This window comes from Bacillus sp. 1NLA3E, assembly GCF_000242895.2.
Classification (GTDB): domain Bacteria; phylum Bacillota; class Bacilli; order Bacillales; family Cytobacillaceae; genus Bacillus_BU.
In genome coordinates, this window is sequence record NC_021171.1 from 2943519 (window position 1) to 2969448 (window position 25930).

General features: G+C 34.6%; 25 protein-coding genes and 4 pseudogenes. 4 read left to right on the forward strand and 25 right to left on the reverse strand.

All coding sequences use genetic code 11. From position 1 onward, the window contains the following. Positions 1-382: 382 nt before the first annotated feature. The 13 genes and pseudogenes from B1NLA3E_RS13930 to B1NLA3E_RS13995 all read right to left on the reverse strand — a co-directional run bounded on the left by B1NLA3E_RS13930 (position 383) and on the right by B1NLA3E_RS13995 (position 11403). The gene (locus B1NLA3E_RS13930; protein ID WP_015594477.1) at positions 383-1198 is read right to left on the reverse strand and encodes a lipid II flippase Amj family protein; all 816 of its coding nucleotides are present in this window, start codon (positions 1196-1198) and stop codon (positions 383-385) included. Between the two features lie 185 nt (positions 1199-1383). Then, positions 1384-1851 carry a GNAT family N-acetyltransferase gene (locus B1NLA3E_RS13935; protein WP_015594478.1) on the reverse strand — a complete coding sequence of 156 codons (468 nt, stop codon included), beginning with the start codon at positions 1849-1851 and terminating at the stop codon, positions 1384-1386. 204 nt (positions 1852-2055) lie between these two features. After that, a complete protein-coding gene (locus B1NLA3E_RS13940) occupies positions 2056-2340 on the reverse strand; it encodes a hypothetical protein (RefSeq protein ID WP_015594479.1) in 285 nt (94 codons plus the stop codon). A gap of 266 nt (positions 2341-2606) precedes the next feature. Next, positions 2607-2951, reverse strand: a complete 345-nt coding sequence (locus B1NLA3E_RS13945; RefSeq protein ID WP_041580541.1) for a cupin domain-containing protein — start codon at positions 2949-2951, stop codon at positions 2607-2609. A gap of 98 nt (positions 2952-3049) precedes the next feature. Then, the gene (locus B1NLA3E_RS13950) at positions 3050-3544 is read right to left on the reverse strand and encodes a cysteine hydrolase family protein (protein WP_015594481.1); all 495 of its coding nucleotides are present in this window, start codon (positions 3542-3544) and stop codon (positions 3050-3052) included. 360 nt (positions 3545-3904) lie between these two features. Next, positions 3905-4136: pseudogene (locus B1NLA3E_RS25665) on the reverse strand (oxidoreductase); the annotation flags it as partial. A gap of 41 nt (positions 4137-4177) precedes the next feature. Continuing rightward, the gene (locus B1NLA3E_RS13965; RefSeq protein ID WP_015594483.1) at positions 4178-5302 is read right to left on the reverse strand and encodes an NADH-dependent flavin oxidoreductase; all 1125 of its coding nucleotides are present in this window, start codon (positions 5300-5302) and stop codon (positions 4178-4180) included. 183 nt (positions 5303-5485) lie between these two features. Then, positions 5486-5860: a MerR family transcriptional regulator gene (locus B1NLA3E_RS13970; protein WP_041580544.1), complete on the reverse strand. Its 375-nt coding sequence runs from the start codon at positions 5858-5860 to the stop codon at positions 5486-5488. A gap of 720 nt (positions 5861-6580) precedes the next feature. Then, positions 6581-7609, reverse strand: a complete 1029-nt coding sequence (locus B1NLA3E_RS13975; protein WP_015594485.1) for an alpha/beta fold hydrolase — start codon at positions 7607-7609, stop codon at positions 6581-6583. 425 nt (positions 7610-8034) lie between these two features. Further along, positions 8035-9306 carry a cation:dicarboxylate symporter family transporter gene (locus tag B1NLA3E_RS13980; RefSeq protein WP_015594486.1) on the reverse strand — a complete coding sequence of 424 codons (1272 nt, stop codon included), beginning with the start codon at positions 9304-9306 and terminating at the stop codon, positions 8035-8037. 409 nt (positions 9307-9715) lie between these two features. After that, positions 9716-10150, reverse strand: coding sequence for a hypothetical protein (locus tag B1NLA3E_RS13985; RefSeq protein ID WP_015594487.1), 435 nt, complete (start codon positions 10148-10150; stop codon positions 9716-9718). Positions 10151-10233: 83 nt separating this feature from the next. Next, positions 10234-10671, reverse strand: a complete 438-nt coding sequence (locus B1NLA3E_RS13990; RefSeq protein ID WP_015594488.1) for a GNAT family N-acetyltransferase — start codon at positions 10669-10671, stop codon at positions 10234-10236. 267 nt (positions 10672-10938) lie between these two features. Next, positions 10939-11403, reverse strand: a complete 465-nt coding sequence (locus tag B1NLA3E_RS13995; protein ID WP_015594489.1) for a hypothetical protein — start codon at positions 11401-11403, stop codon at positions 10939-10941. A 447-nt stretch (positions 11404-11850) separates the two neighbouring features. On the opposite strand from B1NLA3E_RS13995, the gene B1NLA3E_RS14000 reads away from it, so the two are divergent. Next, positions 11851-13074, forward strand: coding sequence for an IS110 family transposase (locus B1NLA3E_RS14000; RefSeq protein WP_041580545.1), 1224 nt, complete (start codon positions 11851-11853; stop codon positions 13072-13074). A gap of 136 nt (positions 13075-13210) precedes the next feature. On the opposite strand, the gene B1NLA3E_RS14005 is transcribed toward B1NLA3E_RS14000, so the two are convergent. Together B1NLA3E_RS14005 and B1NLA3E_RS24080 are read right to left on the reverse strand one after the other, a co-directional pair. Further along, positions 13211-13915, reverse strand: coding sequence for a hypothetical protein (locus B1NLA3E_RS14005; protein ID WP_015594491.1), 705 nt, complete (start codon positions 13913-13915; stop codon positions 13211-13213). 177 nt (positions 13916-14092) lie between these two features. Beyond that, positions 14093-14348 (reverse strand): annotated as a pseudogene (locus B1NLA3E_RS24080) (lysine 2,3-aminomutase); the annotation flags it as partial. Positions 14349-14831: 483 nt separating this feature from the next. On the opposite strand from B1NLA3E_RS24080, the gene B1NLA3E_RS14010 reads away from it, so the two are divergent. Continuing rightward, positions 14832-16385 (forward strand): ABC-F family ATP-binding cassette domain-containing protein, encoded by a 1554-nt coding sequence (locus B1NLA3E_RS14010; protein ID WP_015594492.1) that lies wholly within the window; start codon positions 14832-14834, stop codon positions 16383-16385. On the opposite strand, the pseudogene B1NLA3E_RS14015 reads toward B1NLA3E_RS14010, so the two are convergent. The 4 genes and pseudogenes from B1NLA3E_RS14015 to B1NLA3E_RS14030 form a co-directional block, all read right to left on the reverse strand. Then, positions 16382-16941, reverse strand: a pseudogene (locus tag B1NLA3E_RS14015) (NADPH-dependent FMN reductase). The gene B1NLA3E_RS14010 and the pseudogene B1NLA3E_RS14015 overlap by 4 nt on opposite strands. 135 nt (positions 16942-17076) lie before the next feature. Beyond that, positions 17077-17964: an SDR family oxidoreductase gene (locus B1NLA3E_RS14020; RefSeq protein ID WP_041580546.1), complete on the reverse strand. Its 888-nt coding sequence runs from the start codon at positions 17962-17964 to the stop codon at positions 17077-17079. 98 nt (positions 17965-18062) lie between these two features. Next, positions 18063-18521: a DoxX family protein gene (locus B1NLA3E_RS14025; RefSeq protein WP_236619579.1), complete on the reverse strand. Its 459-nt coding sequence runs from the start codon at positions 18519-18521 to the stop codon at positions 18063-18065. A 12-nt stretch (positions 18522-18533) separates the two neighbouring features. Further along, positions 18534-19178: an NAD(P)H-binding protein gene (locus B1NLA3E_RS14030; RefSeq protein WP_015594496.1), complete on the reverse strand. Its 645-nt coding sequence runs from the start codon at positions 19176-19178 to the stop codon at positions 18534-18536. A gap of 147 nt (positions 19179-19325) precedes the next feature. Here B1NLA3E_RS14030 and B1NLA3E_RS14035 point away from each other — a divergent pair, with 147 nt between their 5' ends. Beyond that, the gene (locus tag B1NLA3E_RS14035) at positions 19326-19904 is read left to right on the forward strand and encodes a TetR/AcrR family transcriptional regulator (RefSeq protein WP_015594497.1); all 579 of its coding nucleotides are present in this window, start codon (positions 19326-19328) and stop codon (positions 19902-19904) included. A gap of 296 nt (positions 19905-20200) precedes the next feature. On the opposite strand, the gene B1NLA3E_RS14040 is transcribed toward B1NLA3E_RS14035, so the two are convergent. Continuing rightward, the gene (locus B1NLA3E_RS14040) at positions 20201-20584 is read right to left on the reverse strand and encodes a YkvA family protein (RefSeq protein ID WP_015594498.1); all 384 of its coding nucleotides are present in this window, start codon (positions 20582-20584) and stop codon (positions 20201-20203) included. Positions 20585-21194: 610 nt separating this feature from the next. Next, entirely contained in the window at positions 21195-21401 is a 207-nt protein-coding gene (locus B1NLA3E_RS14050; RefSeq protein ID WP_015594500.1) for a tautomerase family protein, read from the reverse strand. Positions 21402-21704: 303 nt separating this feature from the next. On the opposite strand from B1NLA3E_RS14050, the gene B1NLA3E_RS14055 reads away from it, so the two are divergent. Then, positions 21705-22481: an arylamine N-acetyltransferase family protein gene (locus B1NLA3E_RS14055; protein WP_015594502.1), complete on the forward strand. Its 777-nt coding sequence runs from the start codon at positions 21705-21707 to the stop codon at positions 22479-22481. A 225-nt stretch (positions 22482-22706) separates the two neighbouring features. Here B1NLA3E_RS14055 and B1NLA3E_RS14060 read toward each other — a convergent pair. From B1NLA3E_RS14060 to B1NLA3E_RS14075, 4 genes and pseudogenes are all read right to left on the reverse strand, one after another. Next, positions 22707-23148 (reverse strand): annotated as a pseudogene (locus B1NLA3E_RS14060) (GNAT family N-acetyltransferase). 162 nt (positions 23149-23310) lie between these two features. Further along, entirely contained in the window at positions 23311-23940 is a 630-nt protein-coding gene (locus B1NLA3E_RS14065; protein ID WP_015594504.1) for a DsbA family protein, read from the reverse strand. A 60-nt stretch (positions 23941-24000) separates the two neighbouring features. Next, positions 24001-24642 carry an NAD(P)-dependent oxidoreductase gene (locus B1NLA3E_RS14070; protein WP_015594505.1) on the reverse strand — a complete coding sequence of 214 codons (642 nt, stop codon included), beginning with the start codon at positions 24640-24642 and terminating at the stop codon, positions 24001-24003. A gap of 728 nt (positions 24643-25370) precedes the next feature. Then, on the reverse strand, positions 25371-25850 hold the full coding sequence (locus tag B1NLA3E_RS14075) for a hypothetical protein (RefSeq protein WP_015594506.1): 480 nt from the start codon (positions 25848-25850) through the stop codon (positions 25371-25373). Positions 25851-25930 lie beyond the last annotated feature (80 nt).

A 25930-nucleotide genomic window follows, 5' to 3' on the forward strand; every position in this document is an offset into this window, starting at 1 on the left:
AAATAAAACTCATAAATAAAAACACAAATGCAAATGTAGATAATGCTTTAGGTAATTTTCCGTAAAAAAATATTAATGCTAATCCAATTAATATGTGAATAATAACAAAAATTATTAAACTCATTTGGTATCACCTCTTACCGAAATTGTAACATTTTCCCAATTAAACTAAAATACCTTCTTGCACTCCTGATCCGTTAATTGAATACAGATTAACTTGCATTTGTTATTCAATCGAATTAGCCAAATGAACTAATATTTCAGGAATCACCATATTAGAAACTTTCCAATCTCCTGGTTCATTTACAAAAAAATAAAAAGCTGCGCGTAATGGCAGCCTCAAACTTAAATCTTGCACCTGTTCAACAAGCAATATTTAATTTTATACAATAAATTTAGTAAACCAAGCAATATATTCAGAACCCGGTATAAAAAACACTTGAGCAAGTATGGTCCCAAATAATCGAGAAGTAATCATCATTAGCGACGATGCCTTTAGACTAGTATAACTTCCCCTCTGGTTTATTACATCATCCGCCAGAATCGATATTTTAGGATCAATAAAAATTGTAAGTAATATTGTTGCAATTCCATTGATAAGTCCTGAAGCCATAATAGATGTCGATGCTCTTTCTGGAGCTATTAAAGCCGCATATAATGCAGATAGGACACCAATTGTATAAATGGCAGTAATAAACATATTAATAACGAATAATTTTATCGGAATGTCTTTCATTCGTATATCCTTTAGATAAGACATTCTTGGTAAATGAATATGTTTTACTCCACGTTTTATGTATTCAACAGTTAATCCTTTTTTAATTAAAGATGGGATAGAGCCTCTTTCCTCAGATAAATGTATAATTGCCCTCGAAAAAATTGTTATAAATGTAGGTAGCAAAAGAACTCCCATTATTGTTCCTAGTGTCGATGAAGCAATAATCACCCTATATTGGTTTTCTACAAAAAGTAAAGTATTTTCTTTAGGTGCATTATCAATAAGGCTTCCTGTAAAAGGCTGTTGCATCATATTTGCCATTCTAGAGATAATTACCATTAGGTTGAATAAAGATAATGCTGAGGCTAATAATTTTACCCTTGCACCAGATAATCTGACAGCATAAGCGAGTGTTTCAATTGAATGAATGATAAATATAAATAATGATATTAGGATTAACTTTTCCGAAAAGAGCTCCAAATAAAAAACCCACTTTAATTTTTCTTTTAATTTTAGCACAATAAACCAAATCAGGCTTATTAAGCTAAAACTGCTTACGTTACTTTTAAAAAAAGAAGCCTTAAAAAAATAGCTATACTCCTTATTGAAGTAAAGCAGCCACCTTGACGTATCTGACAAAAAGGAAAGGAATGGTATGAGCTTCTCTAAAAAATTCTTTTTGCAAAACAAATACTATTATCACAACCGATATACTCACCATAAGGTTCAATTTCGTTATATCCGTTTTTCTGATAAAGACTAATTGCTTCTGGTTGTTCATTTCCAGTTTCTAATAGCAGAGTTTTAAAGTTTAAAATCTCAGCTTTCTTCTCCAAGAACTTCAATAATTTTGTAGCAATGCCTTTTTTTCTATAATTTGTATCAACATAAAATCTCTTTATTTCGATGTTTTCGGAGTCCAATGGACGTATTGCTCCGCACCCGACTGGACTATCTCCAATGTATGCAACAGCGAATGTTATGTCGTTTATTTTTGAATCGTTAAAGTCTATTCCGAAGATACCTTCACTCGGATAGAGACTGGATAAGTGTTCGTCAAGTTTAGAAATTAAATTTCTTAAATGTTCATTATCTTCTTTAACAGTTTTTAAATAAACTTCAGTTGAATTCATTTAATTACTCTCCCTTCAATTTGAAAAAGAAAAAAGAGCTGTATCAGCTCAATTGTTCTTTAGCTCTTGGACCCGTTAATTTGAGTATATTGTTTCACAAACTAAAAAAAGGCTGTCGGATCAACATTAACAAATTACAATTTCCCATTACTTGAGAAAGAATTAACATTCTTTTGTATAATGAACAAGAGTCGTCTTGAGAACCTATCTTAAGCCAATATTGAATAAAATTAGTCCAACAAAGAACATGCCTATAGCCAACATCAATAATAATGCGGAAGCTCTTTGTTGCATCCATTGCCTATTTTGATAACGTTTTTCAATATACTTAATTAAAGAAAAGGCTGGTGTCCCCAACACTAAAAACACAAAAAATGATTCAAGAAAACCTAATTCTAATTTAAGTACAATAAAATTTATCGGTGAGATTGTGATTAAAATTAATAAAAAGGTGATTACTTGACCTGCTTTAATGTCTTTAATGTTCAAGAAAATACCCCATTTTGAAATATTTTACCATTTATCTTTGGAGATCCTTTAATTTTTTGAACGGATATTGGAAAATGTGAACCCGAAATTAAAAATAAGTTAATTACCCTCAATAAAATATTACTCTATTCTTTATTTAAAAACATACAAACAATTGAAGACAACGAATAAACGTAAGAAAAAGTTGCGCCCACCCAGTACCCTATCCAAGTAAATGAACCAGCAGGTCCCCAATAATGCGCCCATTAGTTTAATAAAAAATCAATTTATTTATCTGTCAAAATCCTATCGCCTCTACTATTAGGTGATGATATTACCAAAAATTCTACATCTCCATTAGATTCATTAATCATTTGGTGTGAAATTAGAGGTGGTATTTCTATTCCCTCATTAGTGTTTAAAGTTGTACGTTTCCCATTAATTTCTATTGTTGCAGTACCAGATAAAACAAAGAAAAATTGACGTGCTTGATTATGATAATGCCTTATTTCTGAAGTGTTAAGGGGCATACGTTCGTGAATTACACTTAAGTCTTTATTTTTCACTAAATGCCAGCCATCACAAATATTTCCCCATATGTAATGTTCTGCGTTTTGTTTACTTACCTTCATCCAACCACTACCTTTTAAGTTTAAACCAATTTTAAATTTATCGCCCACGGAACAGGGTCTTTTTAAGAACTACTCATTTTGATAAAAACAATTCTTTTCTATAAAAAAGTTAAAAATCTATTATTCCAGAGATTCTCATGATGCTCAATGATTGTTTTAGCTCCTAGAAGTTCACTGTTAAGGGTGGTAGTTAACCCTTTTTTCATAAATAATTTATATCCTAATCCATGAGCCATTCTAATAGTTGTATCTACACAATATTCAGTTTGCGCGCCACAAATTTCAAGTTTATTTATATTTAATTTCCTTAGTTGTTCATTCAAATCAGTCTGGAAAAATGAGTTTGCATGTGTTTTGTTGATATAGATATCTGTATCTTTAACATCAAGCTCTGAAAATAGCTTCCAATCTGGAGAATTTAGAACTAGATCACTATCATTATGTTGGACAAAAATTATAGGATTGTTTTTTTCTCTAAATAAACGAATTCTTTGATTAACCCCATTTAATACATTGGCTAAGTTATAAAGCGGAACATTTTCAGGCTGAACACCAATTTGCAAGTCAATAATTATTAATGCTGTATTTCCCATAATTTTTATTCTCCTCATACCTTTTTTAATAATTAATCTCTTAACGATATCATAGAATTTCCCTTATGTTCTTTTTTCTTATCAAAAGGAAAAAAAACGCCCTGAAAGTTCTCAAAGGTATAGTGATTTGGATGGTACCATACTTTTATTAACAGAAGATGATTTAGCACAATCATCTTACCAAATTGAACTAAATAGCCCATATGCGCCCTATTGCTGAAAATCTTAAGAACATGTTTGTTTAAGTACAAAGCTTCACAAAGCTTAAAATTCATTCTCCATTTTAATTGTATTAATGTCTTAAATACAAAATAAGCAGCCCCAAAAAAGTGAGGCTGCCTCATTACAAAGACTTTCTTTTTAGAGTTCTTTAATGGTTGGACGGACAATCAGCTCATTAATCGCTACATCTGATGGTTGTTCAGTTGCAAATGCAATGGCACGAGCAATGCTTGCATGCTCGATTCCAATTTTGCTATCTTCAACGATGGCAGATGATATGACCTTCTTTTCTTTCTTTCATAGACGGAAGAACAGCAGCAATACCATAAAGCACACCCTTGATGTTAACATCATTCATCGTATTCCATTCAATACAAACGTAATAAAAAACAGTAAATTTTCTTTTCAATTTTAATCTTCAATCTTAAACCATGGACCTGAAGCTTGAATGATCCCCCAAAGTTTTTCTGGAAGCTCAAGATCGCTCACTTGAGAAGTCTTAATTGCTGACTTAATTTCAGTTTCTTTTCCATTCTGAACCTTTTCTACCCAATCTGGATTCATGACTAACGTATGACCAACTGCTGTTAGGGATAGACCTTTATCTAATGCTGATGCGACATCATCAGCAGTTACCATAGAACCAGCAGCCATTAGAGGAATTCTGCCGTTTACATGTTCAACAATTAATTCAAGCCGTGTTTTTCCATCTTCAATGCCTCGTGGTTTTGAAGATACATCATCAAGCGATACATGGATGTAATCCAATTCCTGTTCAACCAAACGGTCAATTAATTCATAGGCATCTTCCATCCCATAACCGCCTTGTTCTTCAGGTGATATTCTGTATCCGAAAATAAATGGCTTTGTTGCATGATTCTTAATCACATTTTTCATTTCCTGAATGACTGCCAATAGGAAACGCAAGCGATTTTCTAGAGAGCCACCCCATTCATCCTTACGTCTATTGAAGAAAGGAGAGAAGAAGTTTTGAAGTAAAAATCCGTGTGCACCATGAACTTCAACACCATCAAAACCAGCTTCAATAGCTCGTCTAGTTGTTTCTCCAAACGCATGAATCACTTCTATTATTTCATCATGTGAAAGTTCTTTAGGGAATACTGTAGGAGCAAATGCAGTAGCTTCAGTCCCTAAAGCACTGGAACTAACCACCTCACCATTTGGTGTTAAAGAAGGCAATGCCTTGTTTCCTGCATGAAAAATTTGAAGTAACGCAGGAGCTCCTCCACTTTTCACCGCATCCGCCAGTTTCCGTAGACTTGGAATAAATTTATCGTCATAAGCTGCGAATTCATGCGTAAAACCTATACCGTTTGGTTGAACATGTGTACAGCCAGTGATAACAAGTCCTACTCCATTGACTCTTCTTTTATAATAGTTCACTTCTTCATCTGAAACGGTGTAATCATCATTACTGCTCCAAGTTGTCATTGGTGCCATAACGACTCTATTTTTAATCGTGATACCAGTTTTAAATGTAAGTGATTCAAATACGTTGCTATATTTTGTGTTCATTTTTTAACCTCTTTCTATATGTTTATTTATATGTTCTTCTTAGTTTCGCACTATTTTTGTAAAGGGTTATCAACTCTTCATGTATTTAAATGGTGCAAGAAAAGGTTAATCCCTTGAGAGCACTCTAAGGCAAGTGTTTTTTTATTTTTATTTTATTCGCAAATGAAAAAAACAAATGGTTGCTTAATTTGTAGAGAAACAGTCTCCTAATTCATTTTCATAAAAATTAATTTTATTATCCAGATGCTCTAAACTTTGACGAAGCCTCTTCAAATCTTCGACTACTTTTTTGCGATGATTTTTAAGTAAAGCTAACCGTTCTTCCATTGTTGCATCTCCAATATGCCCCCACGTGGCAAATTGTTTCATGTCTTTTAGTGACATACCGGTATTTTTCAAGTGGAGCAAAGATTCAATCCATAATTTATTTTCATCCGAGTAGATTCTGACATTGTTATCGTTCCTGCTTACTTTTATTAACCCTTCTTTTTCATAAAACCTCAATGTATGGTCGCTTAACCCAACGATTTTAGAAAATTCTCCAATAGAATATGTCAATATAACCGCCTCCATTAAATCTGATATATCATTTCTTCTCTCTATTAATTTGTGATACAAATGAAGAGTAATACTTAGAGTTTACTCTAAGTAAAGAATTTTTAACTCTTCTGCCCGTTTTGAAGTCATAAACCAAAATGACAATTGTTTTGTTATTAGCAAATAAAAAAGCAAAACTCGCCGAATTATACTGGCGAGTTTTCTTTACTATATTTTCCTATTCCTTATTCAACCAAACTTCCCTTTACTTAAATAAGAAAAGTGCATCACCGTTGTTCCAGGTAAGCTACCCGATATTAAAGAAGGAAAAATGACACTCAGTTGTTTTTGAAACACCGTTCCTTATTGGAATATGATGATTTAATTAGGAAACCAATAATAGTAACTTAATATTAAAATACTTACTAACATTATTATCCCTATTTGTTTTCTCCTTTGTTTCTCGGAGGAATTATTTTTTCCAAAGAAGAAGTATAGTGACCCGATTACAAAGACAACATAAGCCAATAATTTAAGAAAAAAGTTCATAGTACCTCCTAAATCATTTTTATATTTAAATACTCAGAAATTCATTACTAATAACCGCCCTTACTCAACTGCTTACTTTAGTACAATAGTTTCAACAAACGGGTGCGTGAATCCATCTTGGATCAACGAACCTCGTTAGCTTAAAGTACAATTCTTCACAAACTCTTTTCAGGTATGAAAATAGTACCCTATTTATTTTAAAAACGAATCGCACATCCATTGATAAAATTTTTCCTTCTCCTCAAACTGTGGATAATGAGCTGATTGTTCAAAAGTAATAAATTCCTTTTTATCGGCTTCAATCATTTCAAAGTATTTTATTGCTGCATTAGAAGAAGTCATATAATCATATTTTCCCATGATAATATAGAGCGGTAATTCAAGTTTTTTCACCATGGAAGGTAATGGATTTTCCGTTAAATCCTTTAACAAAATATTTTGTGAATAGGTTAACCCATAGTTATAACGGATTACATCTAATAAGTTATATTCACTACTTAATAACATACCTATGTTATCACCATCAGGGTTATCAATAAGTCTTGTAGCTCCACCATATTTGATAACATAATTCCTTGGGGTAAACATATCGCCCTTTTTGATTTTTTCAGTTAATCCTTGTAAATATAAAACATCATCCGTATTTCCAGCATTTTGTGCCTTTTCAATAGTGTAATTTAAATTGTCAATCTCACTTTCTATTGTGTCACTCATTTGTCCAATACCAATATATGCTTCATATTTTTGAGGGGCTTTTTGGGCAGCTTGCATTCCAATATATGTACCATAAGAATGACCAATAAGTATTACCTTTTCTTTACCAAGACGTTCTGTTACATAATCCGTGATAGCCAATAAGTCCTCTACCAATAAGCCTGGTGTAAGGTTAGAATAGTCCTCAAAAAAATGATATGATTTTCCACTTGCTCTTTGATCGTAATTAACGACCGTAAATTTTGACTCCAATAAATCCTGATATTTATCAGCATACGGTATTTCTGAAGTTCCTGGTCCTCCATGTACAAAAAGAATAACTGGATTATCCTTATCATTGCCACGTATCATTATTTCGTGACTGCTTCCATTTATCTCTACTTGTTCTAATGTGCTTATACTATTATTGCCTTTTATATGCTGAGTCCATGTGGGACGAAAAAGTGTTATTACTAGTAATATAGTAATTAAGCCGAGAAATTTAAATAATTTTTTTGTGTTTTTCATTTGAATCCTTTCTGTTGTATGTAATTATTTGTCTAGTGTGAAAAAATAGTTAAACTCAAAAAAGCGACTGCTTTTATTTCACAATCGCATATGTTTAATTTTACCATATATTAGGATTTGATAGTTTTGTTATTTGTAAATAAAAGAATTTGTTAAGAATTTCACAATTCCTTCTAAACTTTAATACTAGGACCCATTTTTCTTTAAAGGTATTGTTCTGTTAAATGGTCCTATAATACAAAAGAACGCAATCCTTATTTAAAGGAAAGCGCCCAATAGTTGAAGAAACCTTTTACCATATCTACCTTGACGTACCTGACAAAAAAGAAAGGAATGGTGTCAGCTTCTCTACAAAATTGTTTTTTCAAAACAGATACTATTATCACCACCGATAAACTCACCATAAGGTTCAATTTCGTTATATATTACGCAACCTCTGCCTGCTTAGTTGAATTAATGTAAGCATTCGCTTTTTCTTCATCAAATTCACCTTCCCACTTTGACATGACAATCGTCGCTAATGAATTCCCTAAAACATTTACCGCTGTTCGTACCATGTCTAAAATGCGATCAATACCTGCGATAAATGCGACACCTTCTATTGGCAACCCCATAGAACCAAGTGTTGTTAAAACGACAACGAATGATGCACCCGGAACACCGGCCATTCCTTTTGAAGTTAACATTAGCACCAATAACAATGTAATTTGATGTGTCAATGATAGATTAATCCCGTACATTTGGGCAACAAAAAGTGAAGCTAGTGCTTGATAAATGGATGAACCGTCTAAATTAAACGTATAACCTGTTGGAATAACAAATGAAGTTATCGATTTCGGACAACCAAACTTCTCCATTTTGTCCATAAGCCTTGGTAGAACAGCCTCTGAACTTGCGGTTGTAAAAGCCAATATTAGTTCTTCTTTTAACACTTTTATTAGAATAAATATACTTGTCCCAGACATTTTTGCAATTATTCCAAGAACAACGAATACAAAAAATATCATTGTTAAATACACAGCCACCACTAATTTCCCTAAAGGGATTAATGAAGATATCCCAAATTTAGCAACAGTCACTCCAATCAACGCAAACACACCAAATGGTGCGAACTTCATCACTTGATTTGTCACCCAAAACATCGCATCCAATATACCTTCAAAAAACCCAAGGACAGGTTTTCCTTTTTCCCCTATAGCCGCAATTCCTAAACCAAAAAACACTGAGAAGAAAATAATTGGCAACAAATCCCCTTGAGCCATGGATTCAAATATATTTTTCGGAACAATATGGACAATCGTGTCCGCAAAGCCATGACTTTCAACTGTTTTCGTTGTAGCCTCGTATTTTGAAATATCACTTTTTTCAAGATTACTTGTATCTAAACCAGAGCCCGGATGGAACAAGTTTGCCGACAGCAATCCAATCGCAATAGCACTGATCGTGACAATCTCAAAATATAGAAGGGTCTTCCCCCCTAATTTCCCTAGTTTTTTAATATCGCCAACTCCCGCTATTGAGACTACTAATGCAGCGATGACAATCGGGACAACAATCATTTTGATTAAACGAATAAAAATATCGCCAATCGGAGCGATAATGGCCATGACTGTTTCATTACCATGAAATAAAGCACCAAGAACAATACCGAGTACAAGTGCAACAAAAATTTGCGAAGCAAGACCAAACTTCTTCATTTAAAATCCTCCTTAAATTAGTAGCCCTTTGTTATCGCCTTTACTTTTGTGAATATTCTTAGTTTAAAATGAGACCTACAAAAAACTACTAAAACCTACAGAGTCAAAATTAAAATGTGCGATAAATGTTGATTTTCACCTGATCGTAGTCTGGGTCAACAAAATTGAAAAAGCGCCAAACTCTTGTTTCCAAGTGTTTGACGCTTTTAAATTTTTCTGACTTTTATTTTTTCTAGGGTGCATTGTTTCCACAATCAACGTGGCTTTGAATAGTGAATGATGTAGTAGTGGTTACCTAATTCTTGCATAAGAAATAGTCTTTCTTTTCAACAATCGCGCCCTTTAATTGAATAACTTAGATTCTAGTTCAACTAACTAACGCCACTGTTAGTTGAACTAGGTTTTAATATCAATACTTAAGGACATTTAGCCATTGACCATCGGGACCAATGGTTATATGAGGAATCCTATTAGATTCAAATATTTTGTATATATCAACACTCTTCTTGGTTAATGTACCTAATTGTTCTGATACATCAGTTTCGGAAAATACCAAATAATCCATTGTGGTAGACCTTAAATAAAATTCGTAAACATATTTTTTTTGATTGTCTTTAATATATCCTAAATGCCCCATTTCCCTTGGAAAACCTCGTGGTAACGGGAATTTATTAAATTCAATAAAATCATTAGAAAGCTCATTTAGAAGTTCTTCTTCATATTCAGGAATAACCGCATAAATGTAGCATTCTTGCTTGTAATAGCGATTAATTATATCAACAAACTCCTGTTCATCAATTTCTTCATCTAGTAATATTTCCAGTTTCATCGGAATTCCTTCCAAATAAAATCCCCCCTTTTATTATCATTATACATTTAGACAGGAGATTTCCTTATAAACTAACTTGACCCGTTATAAAAAAGCACCTATTTTAAAGACCTCTTAAATACATAACTTACTTTGTCATATTTCATCTTATCTTCATAAAAACGATGTGCGTCTTTACGCTGTAATCCCGATGATAAGGCTATATTTTCATAATTATTTTCTTTTGCCCATTTATGAACATATGTAAGTAGTTTTTCACCGTATCCTTTAGAACGCTTATTATTATCTGTAACTAAATCACATACCCAAACAAATCTCCCATAATAAAGTGTTATCATTGGCTTAAAACCAGTCACCGCAACAATTTCATCACCATCAAATAAAGCAAACATTTTATATCTATCTTTTTCTTGAGCTTCTATTACTAATTCAAGATATGTATTTTCATCAAGGTGAGTACGTAACTGTTTCATTACTGGAAATGCTTCAAGCATTTCATTTTGTGATTGAAGTTCTTTAATTATAAAAGTATCCATGGTTTATCTCCCTTTTAGAATTTTTTGTAAATTTATTTTACCATACCTTTTTGTTTTACTAAACTGCTGAAAACCTTCACAACACCTACACCCTTACCAGTTTTTCTAAATCGTATTGTTAAAAAATCTGACTCTAAACATGAAATAAACGCGATCATCTTTCGATAATCGCGCCCATTAGCTGAACAAGGTGCCATTTATTACTCAATCTTTTCATATTAATCATTAACTTTTGTCTATAACATTAACAAATAAAAGCGCAACCAGCTATGGTCGCACTTTATGATAAGAATTGATTAATTTAAATTCCTTTTCAGATTTACCTGATTCAGGACAAAGTGAAAGTAAATCTGCGTTAACTGCATAAGTAAATGTATCCTTTGTTTTAATTTCTTTCTTGTCATTGATAATTAATTTATCATATTGTAAAGAGATTTTTATAAGATGGGTATACGTGCTGATGTTTTCAGTAGGCTCAAACTGCTTTATCCAAACATGAATTCCTTCTGGTTTTAGCTCTCCCCAACTTATGGAGTCTGCATGATATTTATTATGATAATAATCGTCTAAGCTATGACGCATCCATACCTGCATTGTGTCATATATAAACATCTTTGTAGCTTGGTCCTTCACTTCATATCTCCCTCCTCCTACTGCTGTAACTTTAGCAGCCGAAGTATTACCAGCAGTTAAGAAAAATACCATGATTAACATTAGCACTACTTTATTCATCGCAACCACTCCCATATTTTTATATTGATAGGGTTGCCTAAATAATATTTTTTATTGTACTCGCAATAGAAGTTAAATGTGCATTAGGGTGTTCTTTCACCTTCAACTAAACTGTCCTTCAACTTATTAAAGACCAAGAAAAAAGGGCTGCTTATTAACAGCCTCTAGTTACGCAATTTTTGCGCCCGTTAGCCATCCATGAAGCGCAAAATCAGCGCTTCACCACAGAGAATGAAAATGGTAAAAAACCGTCAATACTGATTCTACGGCTGGGGGAGGAAGGTCGATGAACTATGGTGCGTTAGAGCCCATCCGTTAGTCTGACTCCAACGACCACGGTGCACCACTGACTGTCGCTCCCTTACAGGAAGCACACATGGTAGATTAATCCTATTCTGGTTGCTGCACCAGCCTCCAATAATGAAAGTCGTAGAAAGGTTGTTTTCAATGGATGTAGTCATTGAACGGGCATGTGGTATGGATGTTCATAAGGACAATATTACTGCATGTATTATGACACCAGAAGGAAAGGAGATTCAAACGTTTTCAACTAAAACTGTTTTTCTAATACAGTTGGTTGACTGGATTAAACAACATAGATGTACCCATGTTGCCATGGAGAGTACGAGTGTGTACTGGAAACCTATTGTGAATTTACTAGAGGCTGAAGATATTGAGTTTCTAGTTGTGAATGCCCAACATATGAAAGCAGTCCCAGGACGTAAAACAGATGTTAAGGATGCAGAATGGATCGCTAAACTTCTTCGTCATGGTCTACTCAAAGCTAGTTTCATTCCAGACCGTAATCAAAGGGAATTGCGTGAACTTGTTCGCTATCGGCGGAGTATCATTGAAGAGCGTGCTAGACAACATAATCGAATCCAAAAGGTATTAGAAGGAGCAAACATTAAGCTAGGGTCTGTTGTTTCAGACGTCATGGGCGTTTCAGCTCGGGATATGCTTAACGCTATTGCCGAAGGTGAAGAAAATCCTGAAAAACTAGCAAACTTTGCTCGACGTACAATGAAAAAGAAGAAAGAAGAGCTTGAGCTCGCTCTTAAAGGGTATATCAATCCACATCAACGTCTTATGTTAAAAAGCATTCTTAAACACATTGATTTTTTGACTGAGCAAATTGAGATGCTAGACGAAGAAGTAGCACAAAGAGTAAGCAAATACCAAGAAGATATAGAACGACTAGATTCTATTCCTGGCATAGCTACAAGAATGGCTGAGCAGATCTTATCTGAAATCGGAACTGATATTAAGAAACAGTTTCCAAGCGTAGCTCATATGTGTTCTTGGGCAGGACTAGTTCCTGGACATAACGAAAGTGCGGGAAAAAGGAAATCAGCTAAAACCAAAAAAGGAAACAAGTATTTGAGATCAGCATTAACTGAAGCAGCTCATTCTGTAAGAGGATCTAAAAACTATCTCGGTGCACTGTATAGACGTACAGCATCACGAAAAGGTAAGAAACGAGCAGGAATTGTAGTCGCTCATGCCATGTTACGCATCTCTTATTATCTCTTAACTCGAAAAGAAATGTATGTAGACTTAGGCGAAGACTACTTTGATAAGCAGAAAGAGCAATCAATTGTTCGGCATTCCCTACGAAGACTTGAAAGTTTAGGATACACAGTTACATTAAAAGAACCTGAAGCATCTTAATCCAGTCAACTTATCTTCAATAAAACCAATTATTTAGGCGCTCTCCCCTTTTTTTAAAATGAATAAGCTGCGTCTTCTTTAGTGTGCCCTTTTCCCCAAAGTTACAGAAGTTTATTTTCATGGTAGTTGAAGAACGTCAATCATTTTTATTAATTACAACATTGCCATTAATACTCACAAATTTCAGTTTAGGGAATTTTCCCAAAAATTTATAATCCGATAACCTGCCACATGTATCTACAATGACTTCTTCTAAAGTATCTTGATATTTTTCAAGACCTTTTAAAGAGACTAAATTTCGTGACCTGTGTATCTCAAATCTCTTGATTCCTTTTAGTCCATTCAAAGTATTTAAATCACTTACATTGGACCAGTTCAATTGGATTTCGTTTGAACATGGTGGGAAGTGGTATTTTTCAAAATTCTTCTCTTTAGGTTTGTGATGCCATAGATAAAAGCCATGGATATTTAAGCAATTTTCTAAGTTTTCATCACTAGAAATCCAATCGGTTGATAAAACTTTTAAATTTGGAAATTTGGCAAAGTTTATACCATTTCTTTTCCCATGCAATCCAAAACTCCCCAAGGAATCAAGAGTATAAATACCTTCTGTATTTTTTAAATTAACTTCCCAAAACCAGATTGATTTTACATTGGTAAGTTCATGTAGAAAATCAAAGTTATCTTCCTTAAAGCCAAAACCGTAATTTCCAAAAATACCTTCGTAATTACCAGTGTTGTATTCTTCGATACACCCTTTTATATTATCTGAATCTATCCCCAGATATTTTTTTCCTTTTTCAATGTCTACAAAAAAGTTCCCCATTCTTCTTATTGCCATTGAAATACCTCTTCTTATCGAGTTTTTTATTATCAATTCGCTAAAAATATTCGATTTCCTTCTAAAGCTAACCTGTTCGTTAGTTTAAGTGAAATTCTTCGCAATTAATAATTCTCTCTCCACTTGTTATTCCACAATCTGGCCCGATTGTTGAGGATGTAAAAAAAGTTATTAGCAAATGAGGGTGAATTTACAGTCATTCATTATTGCGGATATACCAACTTTGGATTGGTACTTTTCATAATCGGGGTACACCTTTAAAATAGCCTTCCGCTGTGCCGGGTATATAGTTTTGAGGGTTTGGGTAGTACGTTATCACACCTTCAAAATTCCGTAATACCACTTTATCCGCACTTTGTGAAATAAGGTAATTTGGTTGTAATGCAATTTTTCCGCCACCACCAGGAGCATTGCAAACGAAGGTTGGGACTGCATTTTTTATTGTTAGTACTTTTAAATAACTAAAGTCTGCAAACCAAGAAGATAATTATCTTAATTTGAAGCTGAAATTTTACTTATGATTATTTGTTATGTTTTTGATATAGGTTATTTACAAAATGTTTCCCGCACTCTACATGTGTAGAGGATATGTGGCAACAACTAGAGTTTGGATGAGTTTACACTGTTTTGAAAATTTTAGTTTAGAACTCAACCAATTCTTACATTTTTCTACAGTTATTACCACATGGGAATAACTCATATCTTTCCTCCAGGTTCGGTTTTATAATAGACTCTTACCAAATTGTTATACGTCCAAATAATATAATTTTATAATCTTATTGAATCAAGAAGGGGCAGACTTCAATTTAGCCCAAAAATCGAATTACATTTTTCACAAGAAATAAATTCAAGATAGAAAAAAAAGCTAAAATCTAGTAAGATATCCTCATGTGACTTTAGATAAGGGGTTAAAAAAATGAGCGTATTAAACGTACAAAATTTAAGCCACGGTTTCGGTGATCGTGCGATTTTTAATAATGTGTCTTTTCGACTTTTAAAAGGAGAACACGTTGGACTAGTTGGGGCAAATGGTGAGGGTAAGTCTACTTTCATGAATATTGTTACTGGGAAACTGCAACCCGATGAAGGGAAAGTTGAATGGTCACGAAAGGTTCGTGTTGGGTATTTAGATCAGCATGCTGTACTTCAAAAAGGTACTACGATGCGTGATGCTTTGAGTACTGCTTTTCAATATCTTTTTGATACAGAATCAGAAATCAATGAACTTTATGCAAAAATGGGTGATGAAGGTGCTGATATCGACGCATTACTTGCAGAAGTTGGAGAACTACAAGAAACTTTAGATAGTAATGATTTCTATCAAATTAATTCAAAAGTTGAGGAAGTTGCTCGTGGTCTAGGATTAGACGATGTTGGACTCGATCGAGATGTAGATGATCTTAGCGGTGGGCAACGTACGAAAGTTTTGCTAGCTAAGCTTTTGCTAGAAAAGCCTGAAATCCTATTACTAGACGAGCCTACGAACTATTTGGATGAACAGCATATCGAATGGTTGAAGCGCTATTTACAGGAATATGAGAACGCATTTATCGTGATTTCACATGATATTCCATTTTTGAACAATGTTGTTAACTTGATCTATCACATGGAAAATCAAGAGTTGAATCGCTATGTTGGTGACTATGATAACTTCTTAAAAATTCATGGAATGAAGAAGCAACAGCTAGAGTCTGCTTACAAGCGTCAACAACAAGAAATTGCTGATTTGAAAGATTTCGTTGCTCGTAACAAGGCAAGTGTGGCGACTCGTAATATGGCAATGTCTCGTCAGAAGAAGCTCGACAAAATGGAAGTTATTGAATTGGGGAAAGAGAAGCCAAAACCAGAGTTTAATTTCAAAGAAGCTCGTGCAGCTAGCCGTTGGATTTTCACGGCTGAAGATCTTGTTATTGGTTACAATGAACCACTTTCGCGGCCTCTGAATTTGAAAATGGAACGCGGACAAAAAATTGCATTCGTTGGTGCAAACGGTATTGGTAAGTCTACTCTTTTAAAAAGTATTCTTGGGTTGATTAATCCAATTTCGGGTAAAGTAGAACGTGGTGAGTATCAATACATCGGTTACTTTGAGCAGGAAGTTAAACAGTCCAACTACAACACTTGTATAGAAGAGATTTGGAGCGAGTTCCCAAGTATGAATCAGGCTGAAGTTCGTGCTGCTCTTTCAAAATGTGGATTAACGACGAAACATATTGAAAGTAAAATCGAAGTCCTTTCTGGTGGTGAAAAAGCCAAAGTTCGATTGTGTAAAATTTTAAACACAGAAACGAATTTATTAATTCTAGACGAACCTACCAATCACTTGGATGTGGACGCAAAAGAAGAATTGAAGCGTGCTTTAAAGGCATATCGCGGAAGTATCTTGATGGTATCCCACGAACCTGATTTCTATCGTGAAATTGCGACCGACGTTTGGAATTGTGAGGATTGGACTACGAAAGTGTTTTAAGTAAAGATTAAGGGGTACCCAATGAATAAGATTTCTCTTGGGTACCCCTTTTTATTAACGACTAAGGAAATAACTTGGTCAAGCATCAAATTGACATTAGGAAGATGTAATTCAGCTGGTTTAAATGTTGTAAAGTTTTCAAAATCTGTAAATAAAGATAATGTTGGGTGAGTCTTCACATCTGCAATGAATAATTCTCCACAAATTCCTCGTAAATGTTCAGCTGCACGAGCACCACCAGTTCCCCCATCCTGTGGCTTTGTTATTCCAAGCTTCACGATTGGCAATATCAAGTGCATTTTTTAATGCTCCAATAATACTGTGATTGTATTCCTGAACAATAAATACGAATCCATCCAAGCTGGCAACCTTTGCACTCCAGGCTGCTATTCCAGATTCTGTTCCATCGGTTGTGCCGAAAAACGGCAAATTGTAATCAGCTATATCGACAATTTCATAATTTGCATCTCCACGTTTGTCAGCAATTCCTTTTACCCATTCTCCAACTTCAGGCACTAACTCGACCCTGACGAGTGCTTCCTAAGATAATTCCAATATTTTATTTTTCATTTGTCAGGATTTCTTCCTCCATGGTCTAAAAAAACGAATTGTTTTGAATTAACTTCATTATCATAATTCCTAAGCTTCATGAAAAATAACAAACCATACTACTTCTAAGTGTTGTAATAACTTAATTGGCTGCGTGGGAGATTTGGCTAACAATTTGGGTTAAAGCCTCTTTCATCGGAACGGCAGGGCGACCAAGCAGTTTTTCCAAATCGTTACTTTCAACCTCTAATCCACCCTCACGAATGCCCTTTTGTGTGTTAATAAGCATAGGAAGGAAGGCTTCAGGAACTCCCGCACCTTTCATAATCTCGGCATATGTGTCATCATCCACCTGTTGAAAAGAAATCTCTTTTCCTAATATAGTTTCAAGGGTAGAGAATAAATCTTTATGTGTCATAAGTTCACCGGAAAGTTCGTAAATCGTGTTCTCATGTCCGTTTCCAGTCAGTACGTTGGCAGTTGCCTCCGCCAAATCTTGCCTGAGCGCCCAACCTACTTTTCCATCTCCGGTCGCCGTTATCCAGGGAGCACCAGCCATAGCTGCTTGAATACTTCCAATTTCATTTTCCAGATACCAGTTATTCCTCAAAAATGAATAAGGAATGCCTGTTTTTACGATAGCCTCTTCCGTAGCTTTATAAACTGGAGCAAGGAAAAAGTCGCTATTTCTGGCTTTAGGCGCACTGGTAAACGCAATAAATTTAACGTTGGCGCGCTTAGCGGCAGCAACTGCATTGGCGTGTTGCCTCATTCTTATTTCATCGCCTCCAAGCCGCACTTCAGACGAAGATACAATTAACAACTTGTCAATTCCAGCAAAAGCAGCATCCAGTGTTTCCGGTTTATCAAAATCACCTTGCCGGACTTCGACCCCGTGCGCTCTTAATCCTTCTGCTTTTTCCGGATTGCGAACACTAACTGCTAATTGATCTGCCGGTATGGTTTTTAATAACAACTCCACGACTTTTGAACCTAATTTTCCTGTTGCACCTGTAACTAATATTTTCATAATCTTTTCCTCCAAAATGTATCGCATATCGCACAAATATTTTGCCCTTCAATCATTTTTTATCCCCTAGATCACCCAGTTAGTTGAAGATAAAACTATTACGAGAAATAAAGAAAAAATACAACAAACGATAGAATAGCTAAGAATAGAATCATAGCAGTATCCTTAAAGGAATCCTTTACCCTAATATGTGTAAGGATGCCGCCTACACATGTAATGGCAAGTAAAAGTGCTCCTGCCATCGCGGAAGTTGAAGTCCAAAATCCAACGATTAAAAGTACAGCTCCTGCTAATTCAACAATCCCAGTTACAACTCTAAACCATTGTGGCAATCTCCAATGCGTAAAAGCTTCAACATGCATTTTAGAACCTGTTACTTTCCCGAATCCTGCCATTAAAAACATTAAGGCAAGAATTCCTTGTAAAATATAAGTTAAAATCCCCATATTTCTCTCCCCTTTTGAGATTCTTATTTCTTTTTTAATTTTTAAAATAAAGCCATTTGCATCAGGTATTCGTTCGCCTAATGAATAAACTCCAAATTCAAATTCGCACATTCCCTTCCCCACCTAGTTGTTAAATACGATTGGCATTTTATGAATCCATTCGTCTTTCATCGTAGCTTCAAGCAAACATTTCGCAACATTAAAACGAGAAACATTCATCTTACCTTTCGTATTACCAAACGATACAGAATAACCATTCCCATTTGTTTTAACATTTGGATTAATGATCCGTACAACAGTCCAATCAAGCTTAGAATTTTTAAGCAATTTCTCTATTGCTTTCATCTCAGCGAATCCAGTGGGATATAATATCTTTGCCATTTTACTCGGTAACTCAGTAACAAGCTGTTTAACATCTTCCTTTGCAGAGATCGTAGGTGTTGCAAGCGTAATCAACCTTTTCGGTCCGCACTCCTCCATAACGGAGATAATTGCTTTATGTGCTTCTGTAATAGGGAGGTCAGAAACTTGTCGTTTCATTGACAATGCTGGCCCAAGAGCACTTACCACAGCATCACTTCCTACGTTTGCCTCTTTTAATTTTTCTCGGTCTGTTAAAGATCCAACTACAATTTGCAGTTTTTTATGTTCTATCATTAAAGCATTGGGTCGTCTTGTAAAGGCAGTAACACCATATCCAGCCTGGAGTGCAAGACTCACAAGAAGATGACCAATTTGACCATTTGCACCAAAAATCGTTATTTTCATTTTCTTCACTCCAACATCTTTTGTTTAAACAACATTTGTTGTACAATCAATATATCAAGTTGGAAAACTTGAAGCAACCGACAAAATAAAACATATATTGCTTAAACAACATATTGATAAAAATGTCTAAAAAAAGGAGCAATTTTTATGGAAAAACAAATCGACCCACGTATACTTCGCACTCGTAAGCTCATTATGGATGCATTTATCGAGTTATCAATGAAAAAAGACTTTAAAAACATCACCATTAAAGATATAACAACTGCTGCAACGGTTAATCGTGCAACCTTTTATTCTCATTTCATTGACAAATATGACTTGCTTGAAAAGGTTATAAGTGAAAGTTTTATGAGAGAAGTCATTCAAGAAGTAGGTGCACATGAGGTAATTAACGAAGAGACCATTAAAGCTATTTTCTTATCAATCATTAAGTTCCTAACTTCGATCAGCAACCAATGTCAGCGAAGTTACGAGGCATTTACACCCCAGATAGAAACGATTTTTAAAATGGAACTTCAAGCCTTTTTTTCAAAGTGGGCTCAAAAGCAATGGGCTAACCAAAACAAAACTGAGGTAGAGGCATTTACGGTGATGTTAAGCTGGGCACTTTATGGAGCTGCGATACATTGGATGCAAAATCAAACGACACAGCCAGAAGATTACGTAAAGCAATTAATGCATTTCATAAAAAATAGAATAAACATGGATAAAGAAAATGTAATTTAATATAGATTTAAAACTGAACTCATCCATTATCTTTTAATTCTCGAAATATAATAGAGCCTGTTTTTTATATAAAAAACGGGCTCTTTAGAGTGCCTTGGATTACTATCCTTCTTCAACTCCCTGTGAAACACTTTACAAATAATCTAATCCAGTATTCTACTCTTTCGGTTTCCTCCATTATCTACCCTATACATAAAGAAAGAGCGCAGTTCAGTTAATGGATAGCGCCCTTTAATGGAACAACTAAATTTGACCTCAGTCTTAAAGTCACTTAATTCTTGTTGAACTAACGCACCCTATTCGTTGAATAACTGATATGCCTTTACAATAAGCCATAAGATAATTAAGCTCCAAATCAAAACAATTAGTGAACCAACTATCCAATTCTTTGGCTTACCATTTTTCATCATTTCTTCTGCTTTAACTTCACAGTCAGATATTACACTTTTGGGTATCATCTTTAATGCAAACATAATTCCCAACGGAACAATAATTACATCGTCTAAATAACCAAGAATCGGTATGAAGTCAGGTATTAAGTCAATAGGACTGAACGCATATGCTACAACACAAGCTGTAAATACCTTAGCATACCAAGGTACTCTTTCATCTTTGTAAGCAAAATAAAGAATGAATATTTGTCGCTTTAAATTCTTCGCCCAAGCCTTTATTTTCCCCATTTTTTCTCCTTTTTACTGTTAAGATTATCATTTCTATTATAACAACTTTATTAAACAATACTGCACGATAGTTTAAGTACATCCTTCACAATCTTATCTATTTTTTAATATGAATTTCCAGTTTTCTCTAAAGGTGTTGCCCCATTAAATGGCCCTAAAATGAAAAAAGCGCTGATCCTTATTACAGGATTTCGCCCGTTTGTTAAACAAGGAATTTTACTCAATTTGTTTATGAAATACATTAATCGGGTGGAAACTTTTATTAACAAGACAATTTGCTATTTGTTTTATTACACTTGGATTGCGAAGTTCATCATCGTTAAAGTTTACCAAATCATCCACCTTCACCCAGTTACTGTCAATAATTTCATCTTCTTCAAGATTTATTGAACCTCCAGTACACTCTCCTATAAAATGGAACTTAAATGTTTTCTCCTCTGCATTTATAATGTACTATTTATCCTCGCTATCTTTTTTCTTCTAATCAATCATTTTCCTTTTTCAAGAAACCTGCACTTTAACTGATTAAAGTTCAAGAAAAATGGACTGCTGAAACAGTCCGTTTTTTTCAATTCTTGCGCCAGATTGTTGAAGATCTAAGTATTAGAAACTATTTTTCTGTTCCTATCTTTCCAAATCCCTCACCAAATTTAAGGGAATGTAGTTGTCCGTTTGAAGCCCAGTTTTCCCTATCGTATTCATCAAAAATTACTGTAACCCATTCCTTATTTACATTTAATGATTTAACTGCTTCATTTGTAATTGCTTCAACAAATTGTTGTTTTTGTTTAATGGTTCTTCCTTTAGCCAATTTCACCGTGATAACAGGCCTTTACATCACTCCTTACAATGTCAATTCTTCAAGCTAATTCATTCTTTAAAGCCCTAAATATTCCCTCTATATCTAACCAGTTGTTAATAAAAAACTTATCCGGGATCCAATCAGAAAAAAAGACCCTTCTTTTCAAGAGTCGCGCCCTTAAATGGAATAAGAATGAGCTTCTATTAGCTGGTTTTGTTATAGATCACTTCAAATAGCTTTTTGTAGAAAAGCTCCCGTAACCCAGTATATCAATGGTATACTAGGTCAGTCATTTATCGTAGAAAGGATTGAATTAAAATGACGAATTTAAATAGACTATTCCGAAAAAGATTAGGAATCCCATGTGACAAAGTAATTACATTTGAAAACTTAAATGCTGTTCTCGAAAAGGCAGCAAAAGCAATCCCGTTTGAAAATTTATGTATTGTAGAGAATAGGACAAATGAAATTACGAGAGAGAATTTGATAAAAAAAATAATAGAACAAAACGAAGGCGGTCTTTGTTATGAACTAAATTCTATTTTTTACTTCTTCTTAATTGAAAATGGCTTTAATACAAATTTAATCCTTGCTATGAGATACAACTATAGTAGTCAAAAATGGAGTACTATGGGAAAAACCCATGTGGCTAATATGATCAAACATAACGGGCATTTCTATATAGTGGATATTGGATTTGGTGGAAGCTCACCCTTAAAACTTGTTCCATTAAATGGAGAGACGGTAACATCTAATAACGGTGAATTTAAAGTGGAAAATATAGATAGTGAACATGGGGATTCCATTTTTTATATGAAATTAAAGCATAAGGATACAGATTGGAAAATAGGTTATGCTTTTGATTCTAAAAAAGTCATAAAGGATTTATCTGAATTAAATGAAGTGCAAAAAATCAACACTGAACATCCAGAATCAAAATTTAATAAGAAGCCGTTAATTACCAAATTCACGGATAAAGGGACTATGACATTAACAGACACTTCTTTTACTGAATGTGTGGATGGAAAGTCGAAGAAAAAAGAGATTGATAAACAATTATTTCATGAAATCGCAAAACGTTATTTTGGTCTTTAATTATTCTCCTTCATTGGCTCCGGCAGACTGTCAATTTATGCGCTATTTTGCACATCTAACTTAAAAACAACTCCCTTCATATGGGGGAGGCATCAGGAAAATGAGGATTTACAATGTTGAAGAGAATCCAAATAACAAAAGCCTCATTTCTCGGTACTAGTGAGAAATGAGGCTTTTGTTATTTCGTAAAGGCACCCGTCAGTTGAAGAATTAAAATTCTTAAGGTTAAGAAATCTTTTTTCTGAGGATATTCAAATCTCTCTTAATTCTATCTAATTTAGCGACTTCTGGCAAATGAGCCCACTTCTCAAAACCAAAACTTGAAAACAGTCCAAAACTAGGCTCATTGTGTCCAAAGATGAATCCAAGAGGTATCAATTTCAAACCTAGGACATTCCTCTATCACTTTGTTTAAAATCTTTTTCCCAAGTCCTTTACCTCTAAAATCTTCATGAAGATAAATACTTATTTCAGCAGTTGCATTATAAGCAGGTCTTCCGTAGAAAGATTGAAGACTTACCCAACCACAAATTTCGCCTCCATACTCTACAATCCACAAAGGTCTTTTGTAAGGGTTATGTTCATTAAACCAATCTAATCTATCGTTAAAAAGAATACGAGCGATTACGGGTTCGTTCTTGGAAAGGCAGTTCGGTATCCATTCCATATGAAAATAAATGATATTAGAATGAGTACAAACGCTATCCATGGAAGTGCATAAGCATTGATGCGCTTAAATAAAACCACAGGCCAGCGATCCACCAAAAATACCGATATTGTAGACAACCACGATTCTACGTTTTATTCGGAAGGGGACTAAGGATTCAAGTCATGAAATGACACTTTCCAGGCGAGCCTCTAGTTTCTCGGTGGTCATAACACCCCCGCCAAGCCCGATAAATTCGTCACCCTTCTGCAAAAGGAGCGTAGGGTAGCTATGGACATCAATCTGCTCAACCTTGATGAAGTCTGCGTGGACAGCTCTGGCGGAAGCCGGGTCCTCGATCCGTGCCAGAACTGCCTCTGGGTCAAGATTATAAGCATTGGAGATCTCTCGGTAAGTTGCTGGGTCACTGAGACTCTTGCCTTCGTAATAAAACGCACGCTGCAAGGACGAGGCTAAGTGCACTGCACGTTCTGGTGCGAAGAAACGCAATGCAGAAAAGCCGATAGCCGCCGCTTCGGAGTCCATGACGAAAGTACCTTCTTTCAACAACATTTGATAAGGGATTCCAAACTCTGCACCGGTAAGCTGGCTGATTCGCTTGTGTGCTTCTGGGATGTATGGGAATGCCCCAATTGGCTGTTTACGATCGCCAACAAACAAACCTCCAGACAATATGGTCAGGGGTAATTCGGGGTGGTTCTCATGAAAGGCTCGGATACTCTTCGAGAACCCGTAACACCAGCCACAGTATGCATCCCACACATAGATAAGAGCAAGTTCCTTTTGATTCATATTAAAAAACTCCTTTTAAGACTATTTGATAAAAAAAGACTGTTTTTACGCCGTCACTTCTTACTCCGCTTCGCCAACGACAGTAAAACGTTCGTTTATGTGCTGTGGATTTTCAATTTCATCTAAAACCGCAATTGCGTAATCTGCATAACTTATATAGCTTTGACCTTTTGAATTGAAGATTAATTGATCTCCACCTTTTTGATAAGATCCAGTACGTTTACCTTCAGGATCAAAAAATCCTGCTGGGCTGATGTATGTCCATTGGATAACGCTTATACTTTTTAGTTCCTCTAGATTTTTGCCCATGTTGGTAGCTGTTGGAAGGTAGGCTTCAGGAAAATCAGGAGTTTCCATTACTCGAACTGTTTTTGCCTCATCCATAAACAGACTTCCTGCTCCCCCAACGACTATCAATCTTGTATTTGGAGCACCTTTTAATGCTTCGATTAGAACTTTACCAGCTTCAATATGCTGTTGTTCTTGTCCTTGAGCAGCTTTAAATGCATTTATTACCACATCAAACTGTTCAACATCTTGTGATTTTAAATTAATAATATTTTTTTCTACTACTGCAACCTGTTTGTTTTGTACTTTAGATGCATCTCTGACGATGGCAGTAACTTCGTGTCCTCTTTCAACAGCTTCCTTTTGAATAAGGCTTCCTGCTTTACCACTTGCACCAATAATTCCAATTTTCATTTTATGCTCCTCCTATATTAATAAATTAACCTGTAATTTAATTAATTACATGTAATTATAATAATTACATCATAAGCATTTGTCAATACACCGAAATAGTCCTTTTTTATAATTTTGTGTAATGTATTAAGGTAAAATACACTTGCAATAGAATCGATTACAGGTATACTCAAGGTTACATTTTCAAGAACCTTTTCTAGTGCTGCTTGAGCTATCGAAAATTGTTGAACAAGATAAATTAAACAATAAAATGCTAAGTAATTAGTAAAAGAGGATTCTTATTCATTTTAAAAAAAATAGTGGTCATCCCAAACGTTTTTATTTTGGGACAGCCACTTTAAATATGTTTTGAGCTTAATTGGATCAGTTATTATATAGTTTAGCTCATTCCTTAGTTAAACAAGGATAGAAATACTTTCTTTTAGCTGGATATAACCAAGTATAGCCTCGTGTAATTTTACACTATAATCCATTTTGGCTACCACTATTTTCTCATATTATAAAATTAAAGTTCCTTTGTATTTTAAGAGTAATATCCATTAAGCCATGTACCTGTTTATGTCAGTAAGCATTAGCATGACCTTTTACTTGAATACAAAAGGGCGAACCCTCTTAATTAAAGTATCTCGCCCTAAACAAAAAGAAAGAACACAATTACTGACAGGATGGCGCCCGATTGCGGAAGATCTTATTGAAGATAAGCATCCGTTACTTGAAGAAGGAATTGCTTATTCATTTATATACTCAAAGTATCTTACATCGTTATCGGTAGTCATTTTAAAAGGCAATTTTGTTCTACTTGTAAGCTTTATATAGTTTCCTTCATAACTACCGAAATTAAATCCTATTTTATTGTTTTCAGGATAACCATAAAAATAGCATACTACTTTACCATTATTCATAAATACAACTTGGTTCATCCCTTCGCTAGACGTCTCATTTATGTTATCCCATTTATACCCTATTGTTTTATAAATAGTTGACTTTGGAGTATATGGTGAAAAGCTGTACAAAGTATCCCATTCAAACTGCGTCCATTCTTTTAAGTCTGCAATTTCTGCTTCATTGCCACTAATAACTTGAAATGAATCTTTGAGATTAGACGCATTAACTTCCCAAACATTTCTATCATTAAACCTTACAAAAATAAGAACGACGATTAATATTGCAATACCTATATAACCAAAAATATGACTTTTCTTCTTCATTGAACAACCACCTTTTTAGTTCTATTCATATATGATTTGTTTTGTTCCACTTTACCACGATAGTAAAAAGCCTTTCTCCC